Raw genomic sequence first — 13,853 nt, 5'->3', positions numbered from 1 at the left:
CCCGTGACACGACGAACCGACTGGGCCGAGTACGCCTACCTGGACGCCGCCGCGCATGAACGGCGCCGGGACGGACCGGGCGCCGCGGGCCTCGCCGGGGAGGGCGGCGACGGGTACGGCGGGGACCCCGCGACGGCCGGCGAGACGGGTGACGGAACACAGAGTGGGCCGCGGAAGCCGGAGTCGGACAGCGTCCCCGCGGGGTACGGCGGCAGCCGACCCCGCGGCACGGGCGGCTCGCGCGGGCGCCGCGGCCGTGGCCGCGGCCGGACACCCGCTGAGGACGGAGGTACCACTTCCTCGTCGAGGGCCGAGAAGGGGGAGCCTCCGCGGGACCCGGTCGAGCAGGCACGGGCGATCTGCCTGCGCCTGCTCACCGGGACCCCGCGCACCCGCCGACAGCTCGAGGACGCCCTGCGCAAACGACAGATCCCGGACGACGCCGCCGAAGAGGTGCTCTCCCGGCTCGAGGAGGTCGGCCTGATCGACGACGGCGCCTTCGCCGACGCCTGGGTGGAGTCCCGGCACCACGGCCGCGGACTGGCCCGGCGAGCGCTCGCCCAGGAGCTGCGCACCAAGGGCGTCGACCCGGCCACCATCGACGCGGCCGTCTCCCAGCTCGACTCCCAGCAGGAGGAAACGACCGCCCGCGAGCTCGTCGACCGGAAGCTGCGCTCCACCCGCGGCCTCGACCGCGACAAGCGCCTCCGCCGCCTCGCGGGCATGCTGGCCCGCAAGGGGTACCCCGAGGGCCTGGCGCTGCGGGTGGTCCGGCAGGCGCTGGAGGAAGAGGGCGAGGACACCGACTTCCTCGACGAAGGGGCCTGACGCCGGTCGGCGTCCACGACGTCCCCTTGTCCTCTTCGGGAGGCGGAAGGCCCGGTCCCGTCGAGGTTTGCCCGGGAGGGCCCGGTCTCGTCGATGTCTGCTCGGGAGGGACCTGCCGCGTCGACGTTCGTACGGGGAGGGCCCGGAGTCGTCGAGGCTTTGACCGGGAGTGGGCCAGCCCCGTCGGCGCTCCCACGGCATCACTGCACCACCGGTTCCACCGGCAGCCCGGCCGCCCGCCAGGCCTGGAAGCCACCGGCCAGATCGGTGGCCCGGTACAGCCCCAGCCGGTGCAGGGACTCCGCCGCCAGGCTGGAGGCGTAGCCCTCGTTGCAGATCACGACGGTCCGCAGGTCGTGGCAGGTGGCCTCGGGGTGGCGGTGGCTCCCCGAGGGATCCAGCCGCCACTCCAACTCGTTGCGCTCGATCACCAGCGCGCCGGGGATCAGCCCGTCCCGCTCGCGCAGTGCGGCGTACCGGATGTCCACCAGCAGCGCCGACCCGGCCCGGGCGGCCTCGAAGGCCGCGTGCGGCTCGATCCGCTCGTAGCTCCGGCGCACCCGCTCCAGAAGCGCGTCGATGCCGATCGGCTCGTTCACTGCCAGTCCTCCGGCCGCTCGACCTGCTCCAGCCGCAGCACCAGCCCGGTGCGGCTGTACCGGCGGATACGCGGCAGTGGCGGGTGGTAGGCGTGCACCGAGACGGCATGCCGGTCGGGGGACTCGTTGAGCACCTCGTGCACATGGTGCCGGCCGAACGCGCGGCCCTGTCCGGCCGGGAGCCGCCGCTCCCGGTCCACACCGTCGGTGAGTTCCAGTGTCCGCCAGCCGTCGGTGGGCAGCCGGGCGGCGAGCGAGAACTCCGTCAGTTCGCCCGCGGCGGTCACGAAGGCGCCCACGGAGTCGGCGTGGTCGTGCCAGCCGGTGCCCGTGCCGGGCGGCCAGCCGATCAGCCAGGCCTCACTGCCGGCCGGTCCCGCCAGCCGGACCCAGGTACGGCCCTGGGGATCGAGCGGCAGCGACGCGACGAGCGTGCTGTCAGCGGCCGTACGTCGCGCGAAGTCGAGGAGCTCGGCCTGCGTCGGCGCAGCACCGACGACAGCCGGAGAAGAGACAGCCGGAGAAGAGGGAAGGGAGCCGGACACGGATACCGTCCTGAGGAAGTGCGTTCGCGAGGACGCGCACCGGCTGTGAGAGCGCGGGAAGCGGCGCGCGCATGAAGGAAAGTGACGCGAGTTCAGCAGGACGGACGACACACACAGCCTGCATAGCGGAGCAGGTCCATATGGACCCTTCGCCACAGGCGTACAGCGGTGTCGGTCACGCTCCGGAGTACACCATGGGGGTACAGCCCGGTCAACTCACCCCAACCCTGGCCGCCGCCTTCTCCGGTCCGCCCAGAACGGTCTCGGCCGCCTCGTACAGATCGGCGGGCCGGACCCCGCCCAGTGCCGTGACCAGGTGGCCGTCGGGCCGCACCAGCAGCACGGTGTGCGCGGCGGCGCCCGGGTAGTGCTCGGCGACGAGCAGTTCGGCACGGTACGGCAGCGCCGTCACCGCCGCCGCCAGCCGCGGCATGATGCCGGCGCTCACCCAGTGCTTGCGCTCCCATACCCCGGTACCCGGCGCGATCAGCACCACCAGCAGCGCCCCGCGTCCGAGCCGGTCGCGCAGCCGGACGAAGGTGCCGTCCTCCGCAGTGACCCGGACGTCCGTGACGAGCGCACCGGGTGCCGTGTCCACGGGCACCTCACCGCCGAGGCGCGGGGGCGCGAGCGGCGAATCGGCGTACGCCCCCGGCGCACCCAGCGCCCCACGCCCCAGATGGCCGTCGGTGAGCAGAGAATCATGGCCACGGGAGGCACCGAGAACGTACGAGCGCAGTCCCCCGCCGCCGCGCAGCAGCGGCAACACCTGGTCGGCGGCGCGCAGCCGGCCGGCGACGGTCGTGCGCCGCTCCGTCTGGTAGCTGTCGAGCAGCGCCTCGTGCGGCCCGTGGTGCCAGGCCAGGGCCAGCTTCCAGGCGAGGTTGTCGGCGTCCCGCAGCCCTTCGTCGAGCCCCTGCGTGCCCAGCGCACCGAGCAGATGCGCCGAGTCCCCTGCCAGGAAGACGCGCCCCGCCCGCCAGCGACGGGCCAGCCGGTGGTGGACGGTGTGCACACCGGTGTCGAGCAGCTCGTACGACGGCGCCTCCCCGCCGCCCCAGCCGGACAGGGTCTCCCGGATCCGGTCCACCAGCAGCTCCGGCGTGACCAGGTCCTTGCCCGGCGGCAGCAGCCAGTCCAGCCGCCACACGCCGTCGGGCAGCGGACGAGCGGTGATCTCCCCGGCCGACGGGCCCGATGAGCGCCACGGCGGCAGCCGGTGCAGCAACGCCTCCTCGGTCCAGGGCAGTTCGGTGCGCAGGGCGGCGACGGCATGCCGCTCCACCGCCGTACGACCGGGGAAACGGATGTCCTGGAGCTTGCGGACGGTCGAGCGGGGGCCGTCGCACCCGACCAGGAAGCTGCCGCGCCACCAGGTGCCCTGCGGTCCGCGGGTGTGGGCGGTGACGCCCGAGGGCTCCTGCTCGACGGCGTCCAGGCGGCTGTCCGTCGCGATCCGTACCAACGGCTGGTCGGCCAGCGCGGCGCGCAGGGCACCGGTCAGCACATGCTGGGTGATGTGCAGGGGTGCGGGTCCGGTGTCGAACGTGACCTCACGCATCACCTGCCTGCGCCGCATGGACCGCCATCCGGCCCAACGGAATCCCGCCTCCGCGAGCGGCTGTCCGGTCAGGCGTTCGGTCAGGGCGATGGTGTCGTGGTGCAGGACGACGGTGCGGGCGGGGCGCGGTTCGTCCTTGCCCTGGCCCTCGTCCAGGACCACACAGGGCACCTCCTGGCGCGCCAGCGCCAGGGCGAGCGTCAGCCCCACGGGCCCCGCTCCGACGATGATCACCGGGTCCACGGCGCGGCGCCCCCTGCCTGCGGCGGTGTCACGGGGGACGTGGGTGAACAGAGAGTTGGGGCAGGGTGCACGATCACAGAACGTATGCAACCCATTGCCGCTGCTTGCGTCAAGTGACGGAGGCAGCGGCGATCACGCCGCTGCCTCCATGATGGTCATACGAATTGACTGGGGCTCAGACGGTTCAGGCAGCGCCGCCCGCGCCGGTCGCGGCGGTGCCCCCGGTGCCCGCGTCGTCCGCCTTCAGCACCGCCCCCGTCGACTTCTTGCCCTGCCGCAGCCGGCGCTCCAGCCAGCTCGCGAAGGTCGTGAGGGCGAAGTTCAGCGCGATGAAGATCACGGCCACGACGGTGAAGCTGGCGATGGTGTTGGCGCCGTAGTAGCCGCTCATCGTGCTGGCCGAGGAGAGCAGTTCGGAGAAGGTGAGGACCGCGCCGCCGAGGGCGGTGTCCTTCACGATCACGACCATCTGGCTGACGATGGCAGGGAGCATCACGGTGACCGCCTGCGGCAGCAGGATCAGGCGCATCGTCTGGTTCTTGCGCAGACCGACCGCCATCGCCGCCTCGGACTGGCCCTTGGGCAGCGCCAGGATGCCGGCGCGCACGATTTCCGCGAGAACGGAGGCGTTGTACAGCACCAGGCCCGTGACGACCGCGTACAGCGGGCGGTCGTCGGAGCCGACGCTGGTGTACTCGGCGTACAGCGCCAGACCGAAGATCATCAGGACCAGCACGGGGATGGCCCGGAAGAACTCGACCACGATCCCGGCCGGGACGCGGACCCAGGCGTGGTCCGACAGCCGGGCGATGCCGAGGGCGGCACCGAGAGGCAGCGCGATGATCATCGCGAGCGCAGCGGCGGTCAGGGTGTTCTTCAGGCCCGGCCAGATGTAGGTGGTCCAGGGCTCGCTGCTGGTGAAGAACATCTCCCACTTGGCCCACTCGAGCTGGCCCTTCTCCTCGAGTGTGCTGAACACCCACCACAGCAGGGCTGCGAGGGCGACCACGAAGACCGCCGTGAAGACGATGTTGCGCCGCTTGGCCCGGGGGCCCTGGGCGTCGTACAGAACGGAGCTCATCGCTTCACCGCCACCTTCTTGCCCACCCAGCCGAGGATCAGGCCGGTCGGCAGCGTCAGAACCACGAAACCGAACGCGATGACCGCGGAGATCAGCAGCAGCTGCGCCTCGTTCTCGATCATCTCCTTCATCAGCAGGGCCGCCTCGGCGACACCGATGGCGGCGGCCACCGTGGTGTTCTTGGTGAGCGCGATCAGCACGTTCGCGAGCGGACCGACCGAGGAGCGGAACGCCTGGGGCAGCACCACGAGGCTCAGCACCTGGCTGAAGCTGAGGCCGATCGCGCGGGCCGCCTCCGCCTGCCCGACCGGCACCGTGTTGATGCCGGAGCGGAGCGCCTCGCACACGAAGGCCGAGGTGTAGAGGATCAGGCCGAGGACCGCGAGCCGGAAGTTGATCGTCTCGAAGTCCTCCGCACCGAGACTGACGCCCAGTGACTGGTTCAGGCCCAGTGACGTGAACAGGATGATCACGGTCAGCGGGATGTTCCGCACGATGTTCACGTACGCGGTCCCGAAACCGCGCATCAGCGGCACCGGGCCGACACGCATGGCGGCCAGCAGGGTGCCCCAGATCAGGGAGCCGACGGCGGAGAGCACAGTGAGCTGCACCGTCGTCCAGAACGCCCCCAGCAGGTCGTAATCCTCAAGAAAGTCGAACACGATCTCCCGCGATTCCGCGTGTAGGGATGCCTGCCCCGGCGCGCCGCCCCTGGCCCGGGGCGGCGCACCCCGTCAGGCGTTGCCTCAGCTCTTGATGTCGCCGATCTTCGGCGCGGGCTCGTTCTGGTAGTTGGCCGGACCGAAGTTGTCCTTCACGGCCTGGTCCCACGCACCGTCGGCGACCATGGCCTCCAGCGCCTCGTTGATCTTCGCCTTGAGGTCGCTGCCCTTCTTCACGCCGATGCCGTAGTTCTCGTTGGTCATCTTGAAGCCGGCGAGCTTGAACTTGCCCTCGAACTGCTTCTGCGCGGCGTAGCCGGCCAGGATCGAGTCGTCCGTGGTCAGCGCGTCGATGGCGCCGTTCTCCAGACCGCCCAGGCAGGCCGAGTACGTCGGGTAGTTCTGCAGGTTGGCCTTGAGGCCCAGCTTGTCGTTGACGTTCTGCGCCGAGGTGGAGCCGGTCACCGAGCAGAGGTTCTTGCCGTTGAGGTCCTCGGGCTTCTTGATCGAGTCGTCGTCGGCGCTGATCAGCACGTCCTGGTGGGCGAGCAGGTACGGGCCGGCGAAGTCGACCTTCTCCTCGCGCTTGGGGGTGATCGAGTAGGTCGCGGCGATGAAGTCGACGTCACCGCGCTGCAGCATCGTCTCGCGGTCGGCGCTCTTCGACTCCTTCCACTCGATCTGGTCCTCGCTGTAGCCGAGCTTCTCGGCGACGTACGTGGCGACGTCCACGTCGAAGCCCTCGTAGCCCTGCGGGGTCTTCTGGCCGAGACCCGGCTGGTCGAACTTGATACCGACGGTGATCTTCTTGTCGCCGGAGGAGCCGCTGTCGCCGTCGTCGCCGGAACCGCACGCGGTGGCGGTCAGGGCGAGAGCGAACACGGTGGCCGAGGCCGCGGTGACCTTGCGGAGCTTCATGGTGAACATCCTTTGGCTGTGATCGGACGATCGGACGGAACGACCGCCGGGACGGGCAGGCCGTCGGGGCGGAGGGACCGCCGGTACGGACGAACCGTCGCGGCGGGCGGACCCGGGGGGCCGGGCAGACCGTCGGGACGGGCGGGCCGTCAACGGGTGACGCAGGCCGTCCGGGGACGGACCGGCGACGTCAGTGGTGCAGGATCTTCGACAGGAAGTCCTTGGCGCGGTCGCTGCGCGGGTTGCTGAAGAACTGGTCCGGGGTGGCTTCCTCGACGATCCGGCCGTCCGCCATGAAGACCACGCGGTTGGCGGCCGACCGGGCGAAACCCATCTCGTGGGTGACGACGATCATCGTCATGCCGTCCCGGGCGAGCTGCTGCATGACCTCCAGCACCTCGTTGATCATCTCGGGGTCGAGCGCGGAGGTCGGCTCGTCGAAGAGCATGACCTTCGGGTCCATGGCCAGCGCCCGCGCGATCGCGACACGCTGCTGCTGGCCGCCGGAGAGCTGGGCGGGGTACTTGTCCGCCTGCGCGCCCACGCCGACCCGGTCGAGCAGCCGGCGGGCCTTCTCCTCGGCCTCCTTCTTGTCGGCCTTGCGGACCTTGACCTGGCCCAGCGTCACGTTCTCCAGCACCGTCTTGTGCGCGAAGAGATTGAAGGACTGGAAGACCATGCCGACGTCGGCGCGGAGCCGGGCCAGTTCCTTGCCCTCCTGGGGCAGCGGCCTGCCGTCGATCGTGATCGAACCGGAGTCGATCGTCTCCAGGCGGTTGATGGTGCGGCACAGCGTGGACTTACCGGACCCGGAGGGCCCGATGACCACGACCACCTCGCCGCGGGCGATCGTCAGATCGATGTCCTGGAGTACGTGCAACGCGCCGAAGTGCTTGTTGACGCTCTTCAGGACGACCAGATCGCCGGTCGCGGCCACGTCTTCCTTGGCCACCGATACTTCGGTCATCGCTCTTGGGCTCCGTCCTCCTCGGTTTCGGAGGACAGTAGTGAGCCACGACGACCTGCGTCATTACATCTGAGGGGAATCTGAGCATCACGATCCGGTAGCAATCGGACACGCGTCGTAGCACTTCGGAGCCGGTGCATATCGGCCGGATAACTTCGGGCGGTCCGTGGCCGGAACCCCCTTGACTCTGTCACCGTCCATCGGCGTGACTGCACAGGATGCACACGCGCGCGTGCACATGCGCGGGTTCACCCACCTGTGTAGCGACCTTGATCGTACGGCCGATGAACCGAAGGGGGCTCGGATGAGACTGCTGCTCGTCGAGGACGACAACCACGTCGCGGCGGCGCTGTCCGCGGTCCTGGCCCGGCACGGCTTCGACGTCACCCACGCGCGCAGCGGCGAGGAGGCGCTGCAGGCGCTGGTCCCCGAGGGCAGCGGCTTCGGCGTGGTGCTGCTCGACCTCGGCCTGCCCGACCAGGACGGATACGAGGTCTGCGGCAAGATCCGCAAGCGCACCAGCATTCCGGTGATCATGGTCACCGCCCGCTCCGACGTGCGCTCCCGCATCCACGGCCTGCACCTCGGCGCCGACGACTACGTGGTCAAGCCGTACGACACCGGGGAGCTGCTCGCCCGGATCCACGCCGTCAGCCGGCGCACTTCCCAGGAGGAGACCGCCGCACCCGCCGACACCGGCCTAAGGCTGGGCCCGGTCCATATCGAACTGCCGACGCGCCAGGTCAGCGTGGACGGTTCGGTCGTCCAACTGACCCGCAAGGAGTTCGATCTGCTCGCCCTGCTCGCCCAGCGCCCCGGGGTGGTCTTCCGCCGGGAGCAGATCATCAGCGAGGTCTGGCGGACCAGCTGGGAGGGCACAGGCCGCACCCTGGAGGTGCACGTCGCCTCCCTGCGCGCCAAGCTGCGTATGCCCGCGCTGATCGAGACCGTTCGCGGCGTGGGCTACCGGCTCGTCGCGCCCACTTCCTAGCGGGCCCGGGTGCGCACACGACTGCTTCCGCTGCTCATCGTGCTGATGGCGGCCGTCCTGCTCGCGCTCGGCATCCCGCTCGGGGTCAGCGTCGCCCGGGCCGAGCAGCAGAAGGTCGTCGTCGACCGGATCGACGACACCGCCCGCTTCGCCGCCCTCGCACAGTTCGTCACCGACGTCGTCGACGCCCCCTACGGATCCCGCACCGCACCGACCGAGCGCCTGGAGACGCTGCAGAGCGAGCTGACGAGCTACTACGAGGTCTACGACATCCGGGCGGGGGTCTTCTACCGCAACGACATCCCCATGGCCAACGCGCCCACGACCTGGTTCCTCCCTCAGGAGGGCGATGTGCGCTCGGCCTTCGACGAGGCGCTGCTCAGCCGACGCAGCCACGACCCGCGGCAGGTGTGGCCCTGGGAGGAGGGACGGATCGTGGTCGCCTCGCCGGTCATCCGGGACGGGGACGTCGTCGCCGTGGTGGTCACCGACTCGCCCACCGACTCGATGCGGTCCCGCACCCTGCGCGGATGGCTGCTCATCGGAGCCGGCGAACTGGCAGCGATGCTGCTGGCCGTCGGCGCGGCCCTGCGGCTGACCGGCTGGGTGCTGCGTCCCGTCCGAGTCCTGGACGCGACCACCCACGACATCGCCACCGGACGCCACAAGTCCCGGGTCGCGGCGGCCGGCGGGCCGCCGGAGCTGCGTCGCCTGGCCAAGTCGTTCAACGAGATGGCGGACCACGTCGAGGACGTGCTGGAGCAGCAGCGTGCCTTCGTCGCCGACGCCTCCCACCAGCTGCGCAACCCTCTCTCCGCCCTGCTGCTCCGCATCGAGCTGCTCGCCCTGGAGCTGCCCGAGGGCAACGAGGAGATCGCCTCGGTCCAGGCCGAGGGAAAACGCCTGGCCCGCGTCCTGGACGACCTGCTCGACCTGGCGCTGGCCGAGCACGCCGAGCCCGACCTCCAGGTCACCGACATCGGCGCGCTGACCGCCGAACGCGTCGCGGCCTGGGCGCCGACCGCCGAGGCCAAGGGCGTACGGCTGGCCGGGGAGTGCCCGCCGACCACGGCGTGGGCCGACCCGGTGGCCCTGTCCAGTGCGCTGGACGCGGTCATCGACAACGCGGTCAAGTTCACGCCGGAGGGGGAGTGCGTGCGGGTCGAGGTGGGCTCGCGCGGCGCCGACTCGACCGTCGTCGTCACCGACAACGGGCCGGGTCTCGCCGACGACGAGCTCGCCCGCGTCGGCGACCGCTTCTGGCGCAGCGGCCGGCACCAGAACGTCAAGGGCTCCGGCCTCGGGCTGTCCATCTGCCGGGCGCTGCTGTCCGTGAGCGGCGGCAGCATGGCGTACGACCACCATGAGCCGCACGGGCTGAAGGTGACGGTGACCGTGCCGCGGACGCCGCCCCAGGTCGACGGACCGGTCTCAGGTTGAGCGGCTTCAGGGCTTGACGGACCGGCCTCAGGTTGAGCGGCTTCAGGGCTTGACGGACCGGTAGTAGCTCCGGGCGCCCTCGTGGAGCTGGAGCGGGTCGGTGTAGATCGCCGTGCGCAGGTCGACCAGCTGGGCGGAGTGGACGTGGGCGCCGATGCCGTCCCGGCTCTCGAGCACCGTCCGGGTCAGCCACTCGGCGAGCCGCGGATCCAGGTCGTCCCGGGTCACGAGGAGGTTGGACACCGCCATCGTCGGCACCGCGGAACCGTTCTGCACCGTGGGGTAGGCCGACTCCGGCATGCTGGTCGCACGGTAGTAGCGGGTGGCGCCGCCCTGGTCGTGCAGCTCGGCGACGCGTTCCTCGCCGATCGGCACGAACCGGAACGCGGAGGTCTCCGCAACCTGCTTCAGCCCGTCGGTCGGCAGACCCCCGGACCAGAAGAACGCGTCGAGCTCCTCCCCGAGCCGCTCCGGGCCGGTGTCGATGCCGTCCGACCGGGGCGTGATGTCCTTGTCCGGGTCGATGCCCACCGTCCTCAGCAGCCGGGTGGCGATCAGCCGCACGCCCGAGTTCGGCAGCCCTATGGCCACCCGCTTGCCCCGCAGATCGGCGAGCGAGTGGACGTCCGAGTCCACCGGGACGACGAGCTGCACGTAGTCGTCGTACAGCCGGGCCACTCCGCGCAGCCGGTCGGCGGCCGGAAGCTCCTGGATCTTGTACGTCTCCACCGCGTCGGCCGCCGCGATGGTGACGTCGGCCTTTCCCGACGCCAGCCGCTCGAGGTTCTCCTGGGAACCCGCGCTGGGCTCCAGCCGGACCTTCAGCCCGGGCATGTCCTTGGCGAGCCGGTCGCGCAGCAGCTCCCCGTACTCGTGATACACACCCGCGCGCGTGCCGGTACTGAACGTGATCGTCCCCCTGGGCGGCTCCTCGCCCAGGGGCAGCAGCCACCAGAGCAGCAGCCCCAGGGCGACGACGGCCGCCGCCGCGGCCTGCACGGCCCGGCGTCCGCCGATACGGGGGAGCGTCCTGGACATGGGCGCGATCCTGCCAGCCCGAGTCGCCGCTGACCAGGGCCGGGCTCACAGGAGGCGGTGGGCGTGCCGGTGCGGGCGGCTAGGGTCGGCGCATGAGTTCCACCTCCGCCGCAGGCTCCGTCCCCGCCTCGAGCCCCGCTTCTGCCTCAGGCTCGGCTTCTGTCTCAGGCTCCGCCTCTCCCTCGGGCTCGGCTTCTCCCACGCCCACTGCCTCTGGCGTACGCTCTGCCTCCGCCGCCTCGCCCGCCGGCCTGGTCCGTGCCTTCCACCTCGCCTTCGGCCTGGACGCCCGCAGCGCGCCCGCCGAGGTCCCGCCGGAGCTGGCCGCGCACCGCGGCGAGCTGCTCGCGGAGGAGGCGGCGGAGGTCGCGGAGGTATCGGTCGAGGGACCGCTGGACCGGCTGGCGCACGAACTCGCAGACGTGGTGTACGTCGCCTATGGCACCGCGCTCGTGCACGGCATCGACCTCGACGCGGTGATCGCGGAGATCCACCGCGCCAACATGTCCAAGCTGGGCCCCGACGGCAGCATCGCCCGCAGAGCCGACGGCAAGGTCCTCAAGGGGGAGCACTACCGCGCCCCGGACGTGGCGGCCGTGCTCCGTCGGCAGGGGTGGACACCGGGTGGGGGCGGCTGAGGCAGCCACCCGGCGTCGGCCTGCCGGGTTCCGGGGTCCGGGTTCCTGGGGCCCTGGGGTTCCGGGGTTCCCGGGTCCTGGGGTTCTAGGGTCCCCCCTGGTCCCGGATTCCCGGATTCCCGGGGCACCGGGTCCACCCGCGCCGGTCGTGCCGTCGGAGTCCCCGCCCATCCGGCAGCCGCGGACTCCGGCCACCACCGGTCCGGCAGCCGCCGACTCCGGCCACCACCGGTCCGGCAGCCGAGACCCCGGCCACCACCGGTCCGGCCTGCGCCTCAGTCGCCCACCGACGCCTCCGCCCCCGTAGCCCGCGGGGTGCCTGCGGCGGTGTCCGGGCCGCGGCCGGGGTCGGGCCTGCGCCTGGCGGACAGCCGCATGGCCAGGGGCTCGGTGTAGCGGGCGGTCAGCGGACCGAGGACCACCAGGATCAGGACGTACGCGGTGGCCAGCGGGCCCAGCGACGGCTCGATGCCCGCCGACACCGCGAGCCCGGCGATCACGATCGAGAACTCGCCGCGCGCCACCAGCGCACCGCCCGCCCGCCAGCGGCCCTTCACGGAGATACCGGCGCGCCGCGCCGCCCAGTACCCGGTGGCGATCTTCGTCAGCGCGGTGAGGGCGGCCAGCGCCAGTGCAGGCAGCAGCACCGGTGGGATGCTCGCCGGATCGGTGTGCAGCCCGAAGAAGACGAAGAAGACCGCGGCGAACAGGTCCCGCAGCGGACTCAGCAGCGTGTGCGCACCCTCGGCGACCTCCCCGGAGAGGGCGATGCCCACCAGGAACGCACCGACCGCGGCCGACACCTGCAGCTGCTGCGCCACGCCCGCGACCAGGATCGTCAGGCCCAGCACCACCAGCAGCAGCTTCTCCGGATCGTCGCTGGAGACGAACCGCGAGATGACCCGCCCGTAGCGCACCGCCAGGAACAGCACCAGCCCCGCCGCCCCGAGCGCGATCGTCAGCGTGATGCTGCCGGTCATCAGACCCACCCCGGCCACCAGCGCCGTCACGATGGGCAGATACACCGCCATCGCCAGGTCCTCCAGGACCAGCACGCTGAGGATGACCGGGGTCTCCCGGTTGCCGATCCGGCCGAGATCGCCGAGCACCTTGGCGATGACGCCGGACGACGAGATCCAGGTGACCCCGGCCAGCACCACGGCGGCCACCGGCCCCCAGCCCAGCAGCAGCGCCGCCGCGGCCCCCGGCAGGGCGTTGAGCGCGCAGTCGACGAGGCCCGCCGGATAGTGCGCCTTGAGGTTGGTGACGAGGTCGCCGGCCGTGTACTCCAGGCCCAGCATCAGCAGCAGCAGGATGACGCCGATCTCGGCACCGGTCGCGATGAACTCCTCGCTCGCGCCCAGCGGCAGCAGCCCGCCCTCCCCGAAGGCCAGACCGGCGAGCAGATACAGCGGGATCGGGGAGAGCCGGAAACGGCCGGCGAACCGGCCGAGGAGTCCGAGCCCGAGAATGATGGACCCGAACTCGATGAGCAGAACCGCGGAGTGCACCGGCTCACTCCCGCCCGAGTATCGCCGCCGCGGCGTCGACGCCCTCGCGGGTGCCGATCACGATCAGCGTGTCACCGCCCGACAGCCGGAAGTCCGGCGCGGGGGACGGGATCGCCTCTGCCCGGCGCAGCACTGCCACCACGGACGCGCCGGTCTCCGTGCGCATCCGGGTATCGCCGAGCACCCGGCCGTTCCAGTGCGAGGTCCCGGAGACCTCGATCCGCTCGGCCACCAGGCCCAGCTGTGTGGTGGACAGCAGACTGGGGCTGTGGTGGGACGGCTGGAGCGCGTCTATCAGCGCGCCCGCCTCGGCGCCGGTGAGCCGCAGCGAGTGGGCGCAGGAGTCGGGGTCGTCCGCCCGGTACAGGTTCACGGTGCGGGCGCCGTCCCGGTGCGCGACGACCGACAGATGCCGGTGTTCCCGGGTGACGAGGTCGTACTGCACCCCGATTCCCGGCAGCGGCGTCGACCTCAGGCGTGGAGCGGACACGTCTCTTCTCCTCGTTCGTCCCATACATCATCCTGCGCCCGGGGCCCGCTCGTCACGTGCCCGCGGCCCGGCCATGCTGTCATCCGCCTGTACGGCGGGGGCACGGGCGTGGCGATTCGGTGTCCTCGGCACCACGGCCGGCGCCGGAGCGGACCCGGACCGGGCACTGGCCGGACTCATACGGGTCACCTGCTGGCTCCCCACGGGGCACTCGGCGCCCCCCACGGGGCACTCGGCCGGCCCCCCACGGGGCACTCGGCCGCCCCCCCCGGGGCACTCGCCGGACCGCCCACCCTGGAGGGCATGACCGGCAGGGGGGACCGGATCCCCGCCGCGGACGT

At 71.6% G+C, this 13,853-nt stretch carries 15 protein-coding genes; 4 read left to right on the top strand and 11 right to left on the bottom strand.

Annotated features, from left to right (window positions below; translation table 11 throughout):
* Positions 1 to 3 precede the first annotated feature (3 nt).
* Positions 4 to 828 carry a recombination regulator RecX gene (recX, locus tag V5O46_RS26380; RefSeq protein WP_332887204.1) on the top strand — a complete coding sequence of 275 codons (825 nt, stop codon included), beginning with the start codon at positions 4 to 6 and terminating at the stop codon, positions 826 to 828.
* 200 nt (positions 829 to 1,028) lie between these two features.
* Here recX and V5O46_RS26375 read toward each other — a convergent pair whose 3' ends face one another.
* From V5O46_RS26375 to V5O46_RS26340, 8 genes are all read right to left on the bottom strand, one after another.
* A complete protein-coding gene (locus V5O46_RS26375; RefSeq protein ID WP_332887203.1) occupies positions 1,029 to 1,427 on the bottom strand; it encodes a rhodanese-like domain-containing protein in 399 nt (132 codons plus the stop codon).
* Positions 1,424 to 1,972 carry a cupin domain-containing protein gene (locus tag V5O46_RS26370; RefSeq protein ID WP_332887202.1) on the bottom strand — a complete coding sequence of 183 codons (549 nt, stop codon included), beginning with the start codon at positions 1,970 to 1,972 and terminating at the stop codon, positions 1,424 to 1,426. The genes V5O46_RS26375 and V5O46_RS26370 overlap by 4 nt, the downstream gene beginning before the upstream one ends.
* 92 nt (positions 1,973 to 2,064) lie before the next feature.
* Positions 2,065 to 2,112, bottom strand: coding sequence for a hypothetical protein (locus tag V5O46_RS32010; protein WP_311314449.1), 48 nt, complete (start codon positions 2,110 to 2,112; stop codon positions 2,065 to 2,067).
* Positions 2,113 to 2,183: 71 nt separating this feature from the next.
* Positions 2,184 to 3,776, bottom strand: coding sequence for an FAD-dependent monooxygenase (locus V5O46_RS26360; RefSeq protein WP_332887201.1), 1,593 nt, complete (start codon positions 3,774 to 3,776; stop codon positions 2,184 to 2,186).
* Between the two features lie 184 nt (positions 3,777 to 3,960).
* A complete protein-coding gene (locus tag V5O46_RS26355) occupies positions 3,961 to 4,857 on the bottom strand; it encodes an amino acid ABC transporter permease (protein ID WP_332887200.1) in 897 nt (298 codons plus the stop codon).
* The gene (locus V5O46_RS26350; protein ID WP_332887199.1) at positions 4,854 to 5,519 is read right to left on the bottom strand and encodes an amino acid ABC transporter permease; all 666 of its coding nucleotides are present in this window, start codon (positions 5,517 to 5,519) and stop codon (positions 4,854 to 4,856) included. The genes V5O46_RS26355 and V5O46_RS26350 overlap by 4 nt, the downstream gene beginning before the upstream one ends.
* A gap of 84 nt (positions 5,520 to 5,603) precedes the next feature.
* Positions 5,604 to 6,437 carry a glutamate ABC transporter substrate-binding protein gene (locus V5O46_RS26345; RefSeq protein ID WP_332887198.1) on the bottom strand — a complete coding sequence of 278 codons (834 nt, stop codon included), beginning with the start codon at positions 6,435 to 6,437 and terminating at the stop codon, positions 5,604 to 5,606.
* A gap of 190 nt (positions 6,438 to 6,627) precedes the next feature.
* Complete coding sequence (locus V5O46_RS26340; RefSeq protein ID WP_332887197.1) at positions 6,628 to 7,404, bottom strand: amino acid ABC transporter ATP-binding protein; 777 nt, start codon at positions 7,402 to 7,404, stop codon at positions 6,628 to 6,630.
* A gap of 304 nt (positions 7,405 to 7,708) precedes the next feature.
* Here V5O46_RS26340 and V5O46_RS26335 point away from each other — a divergent pair, with 304 nt between their 5' ends.
* Together V5O46_RS26335 and V5O46_RS26330 are read left to right on the top strand one after the other, a co-directional pair.
* Positions 7,709 to 8,395 carry a response regulator transcription factor gene (locus V5O46_RS26335; protein WP_332887196.1) on the top strand — a complete coding sequence of 229 codons (687 nt, stop codon included), beginning with the start codon at positions 7,709 to 7,711 and terminating at the stop codon, positions 8,393 to 8,395.
* A gap of 9 nt (positions 8,396 to 8,404) precedes the next feature.
* Complete coding sequence (locus V5O46_RS26330) at positions 8,405 to 9,835, top strand: HAMP domain-containing sensor histidine kinase (protein WP_332887195.1); 1,431 nt, start codon at positions 8,405 to 8,407, stop codon at positions 9,833 to 9,835.
* 42 nt (positions 9,836 to 9,877) lie between these two features.
* On the opposite strand, the gene V5O46_RS26325 is transcribed toward V5O46_RS26330, so the two are convergent.
* Positions 9,878 to 10,873 (bottom strand): TAXI family TRAP transporter solute-binding subunit, encoded by a 996-nt coding sequence (locus V5O46_RS26325; RefSeq protein WP_332887194.1) that lies wholly within the window; start codon positions 10,871 to 10,873, stop codon positions 9,878 to 9,880.
* A 251-nt stretch (positions 10,874 to 11,124) separates the two neighbouring features.
* Between V5O46_RS26325 and V5O46_RS26320 the strand changes: the two genes are divergently transcribed.
* Entirely contained in the window at positions 11,125 to 11,511 is a 387-nt protein-coding gene (locus V5O46_RS26320; protein WP_408649065.1) for a pyrophosphohydrolase domain-containing protein, read from the top strand.
* A 275-nt stretch (positions 11,512 to 11,786) separates the two neighbouring features.
* Here V5O46_RS26320 and V5O46_RS26315 read toward each other — a convergent pair whose 3' ends face one another.
* Both V5O46_RS26315 and V5O46_RS26310 read right to left on the bottom strand, forming a co-directional pair.
* Positions 11,787 to 13,022, bottom strand: coding sequence for a cation:proton antiporter (locus V5O46_RS26315; RefSeq protein WP_332887192.1), 1,236 nt, complete (start codon positions 13,020 to 13,022; stop codon positions 11,787 to 11,789).
* A 4-nt stretch (positions 13,023 to 13,026) separates the two neighbouring features.
* Positions 13,027 to 13,512, bottom strand: a complete 486-nt coding sequence (locus V5O46_RS26310) for a cation:proton antiporter regulatory subunit (protein ID WP_332887191.1) — start codon at positions 13,510 to 13,512, stop codon at positions 13,027 to 13,029.
* Between the last annotated feature and the right edge of the window lie 341 nt (positions 13,513 to 13,853).

Source organism: Streptomyces poriticola (genome assembly GCF_036689765.1).
Classification (GTDB): domain Bacteria; phylum Actinomycetota; class Actinomycetes; order Streptomycetales; family Streptomycetaceae; genus Streptomyces; species Streptomyces poriticola.
Note: the sequence above shows the minus strand (reverse complement) of the source record. Positions and strands in the feature narration are given on the sequence as shown.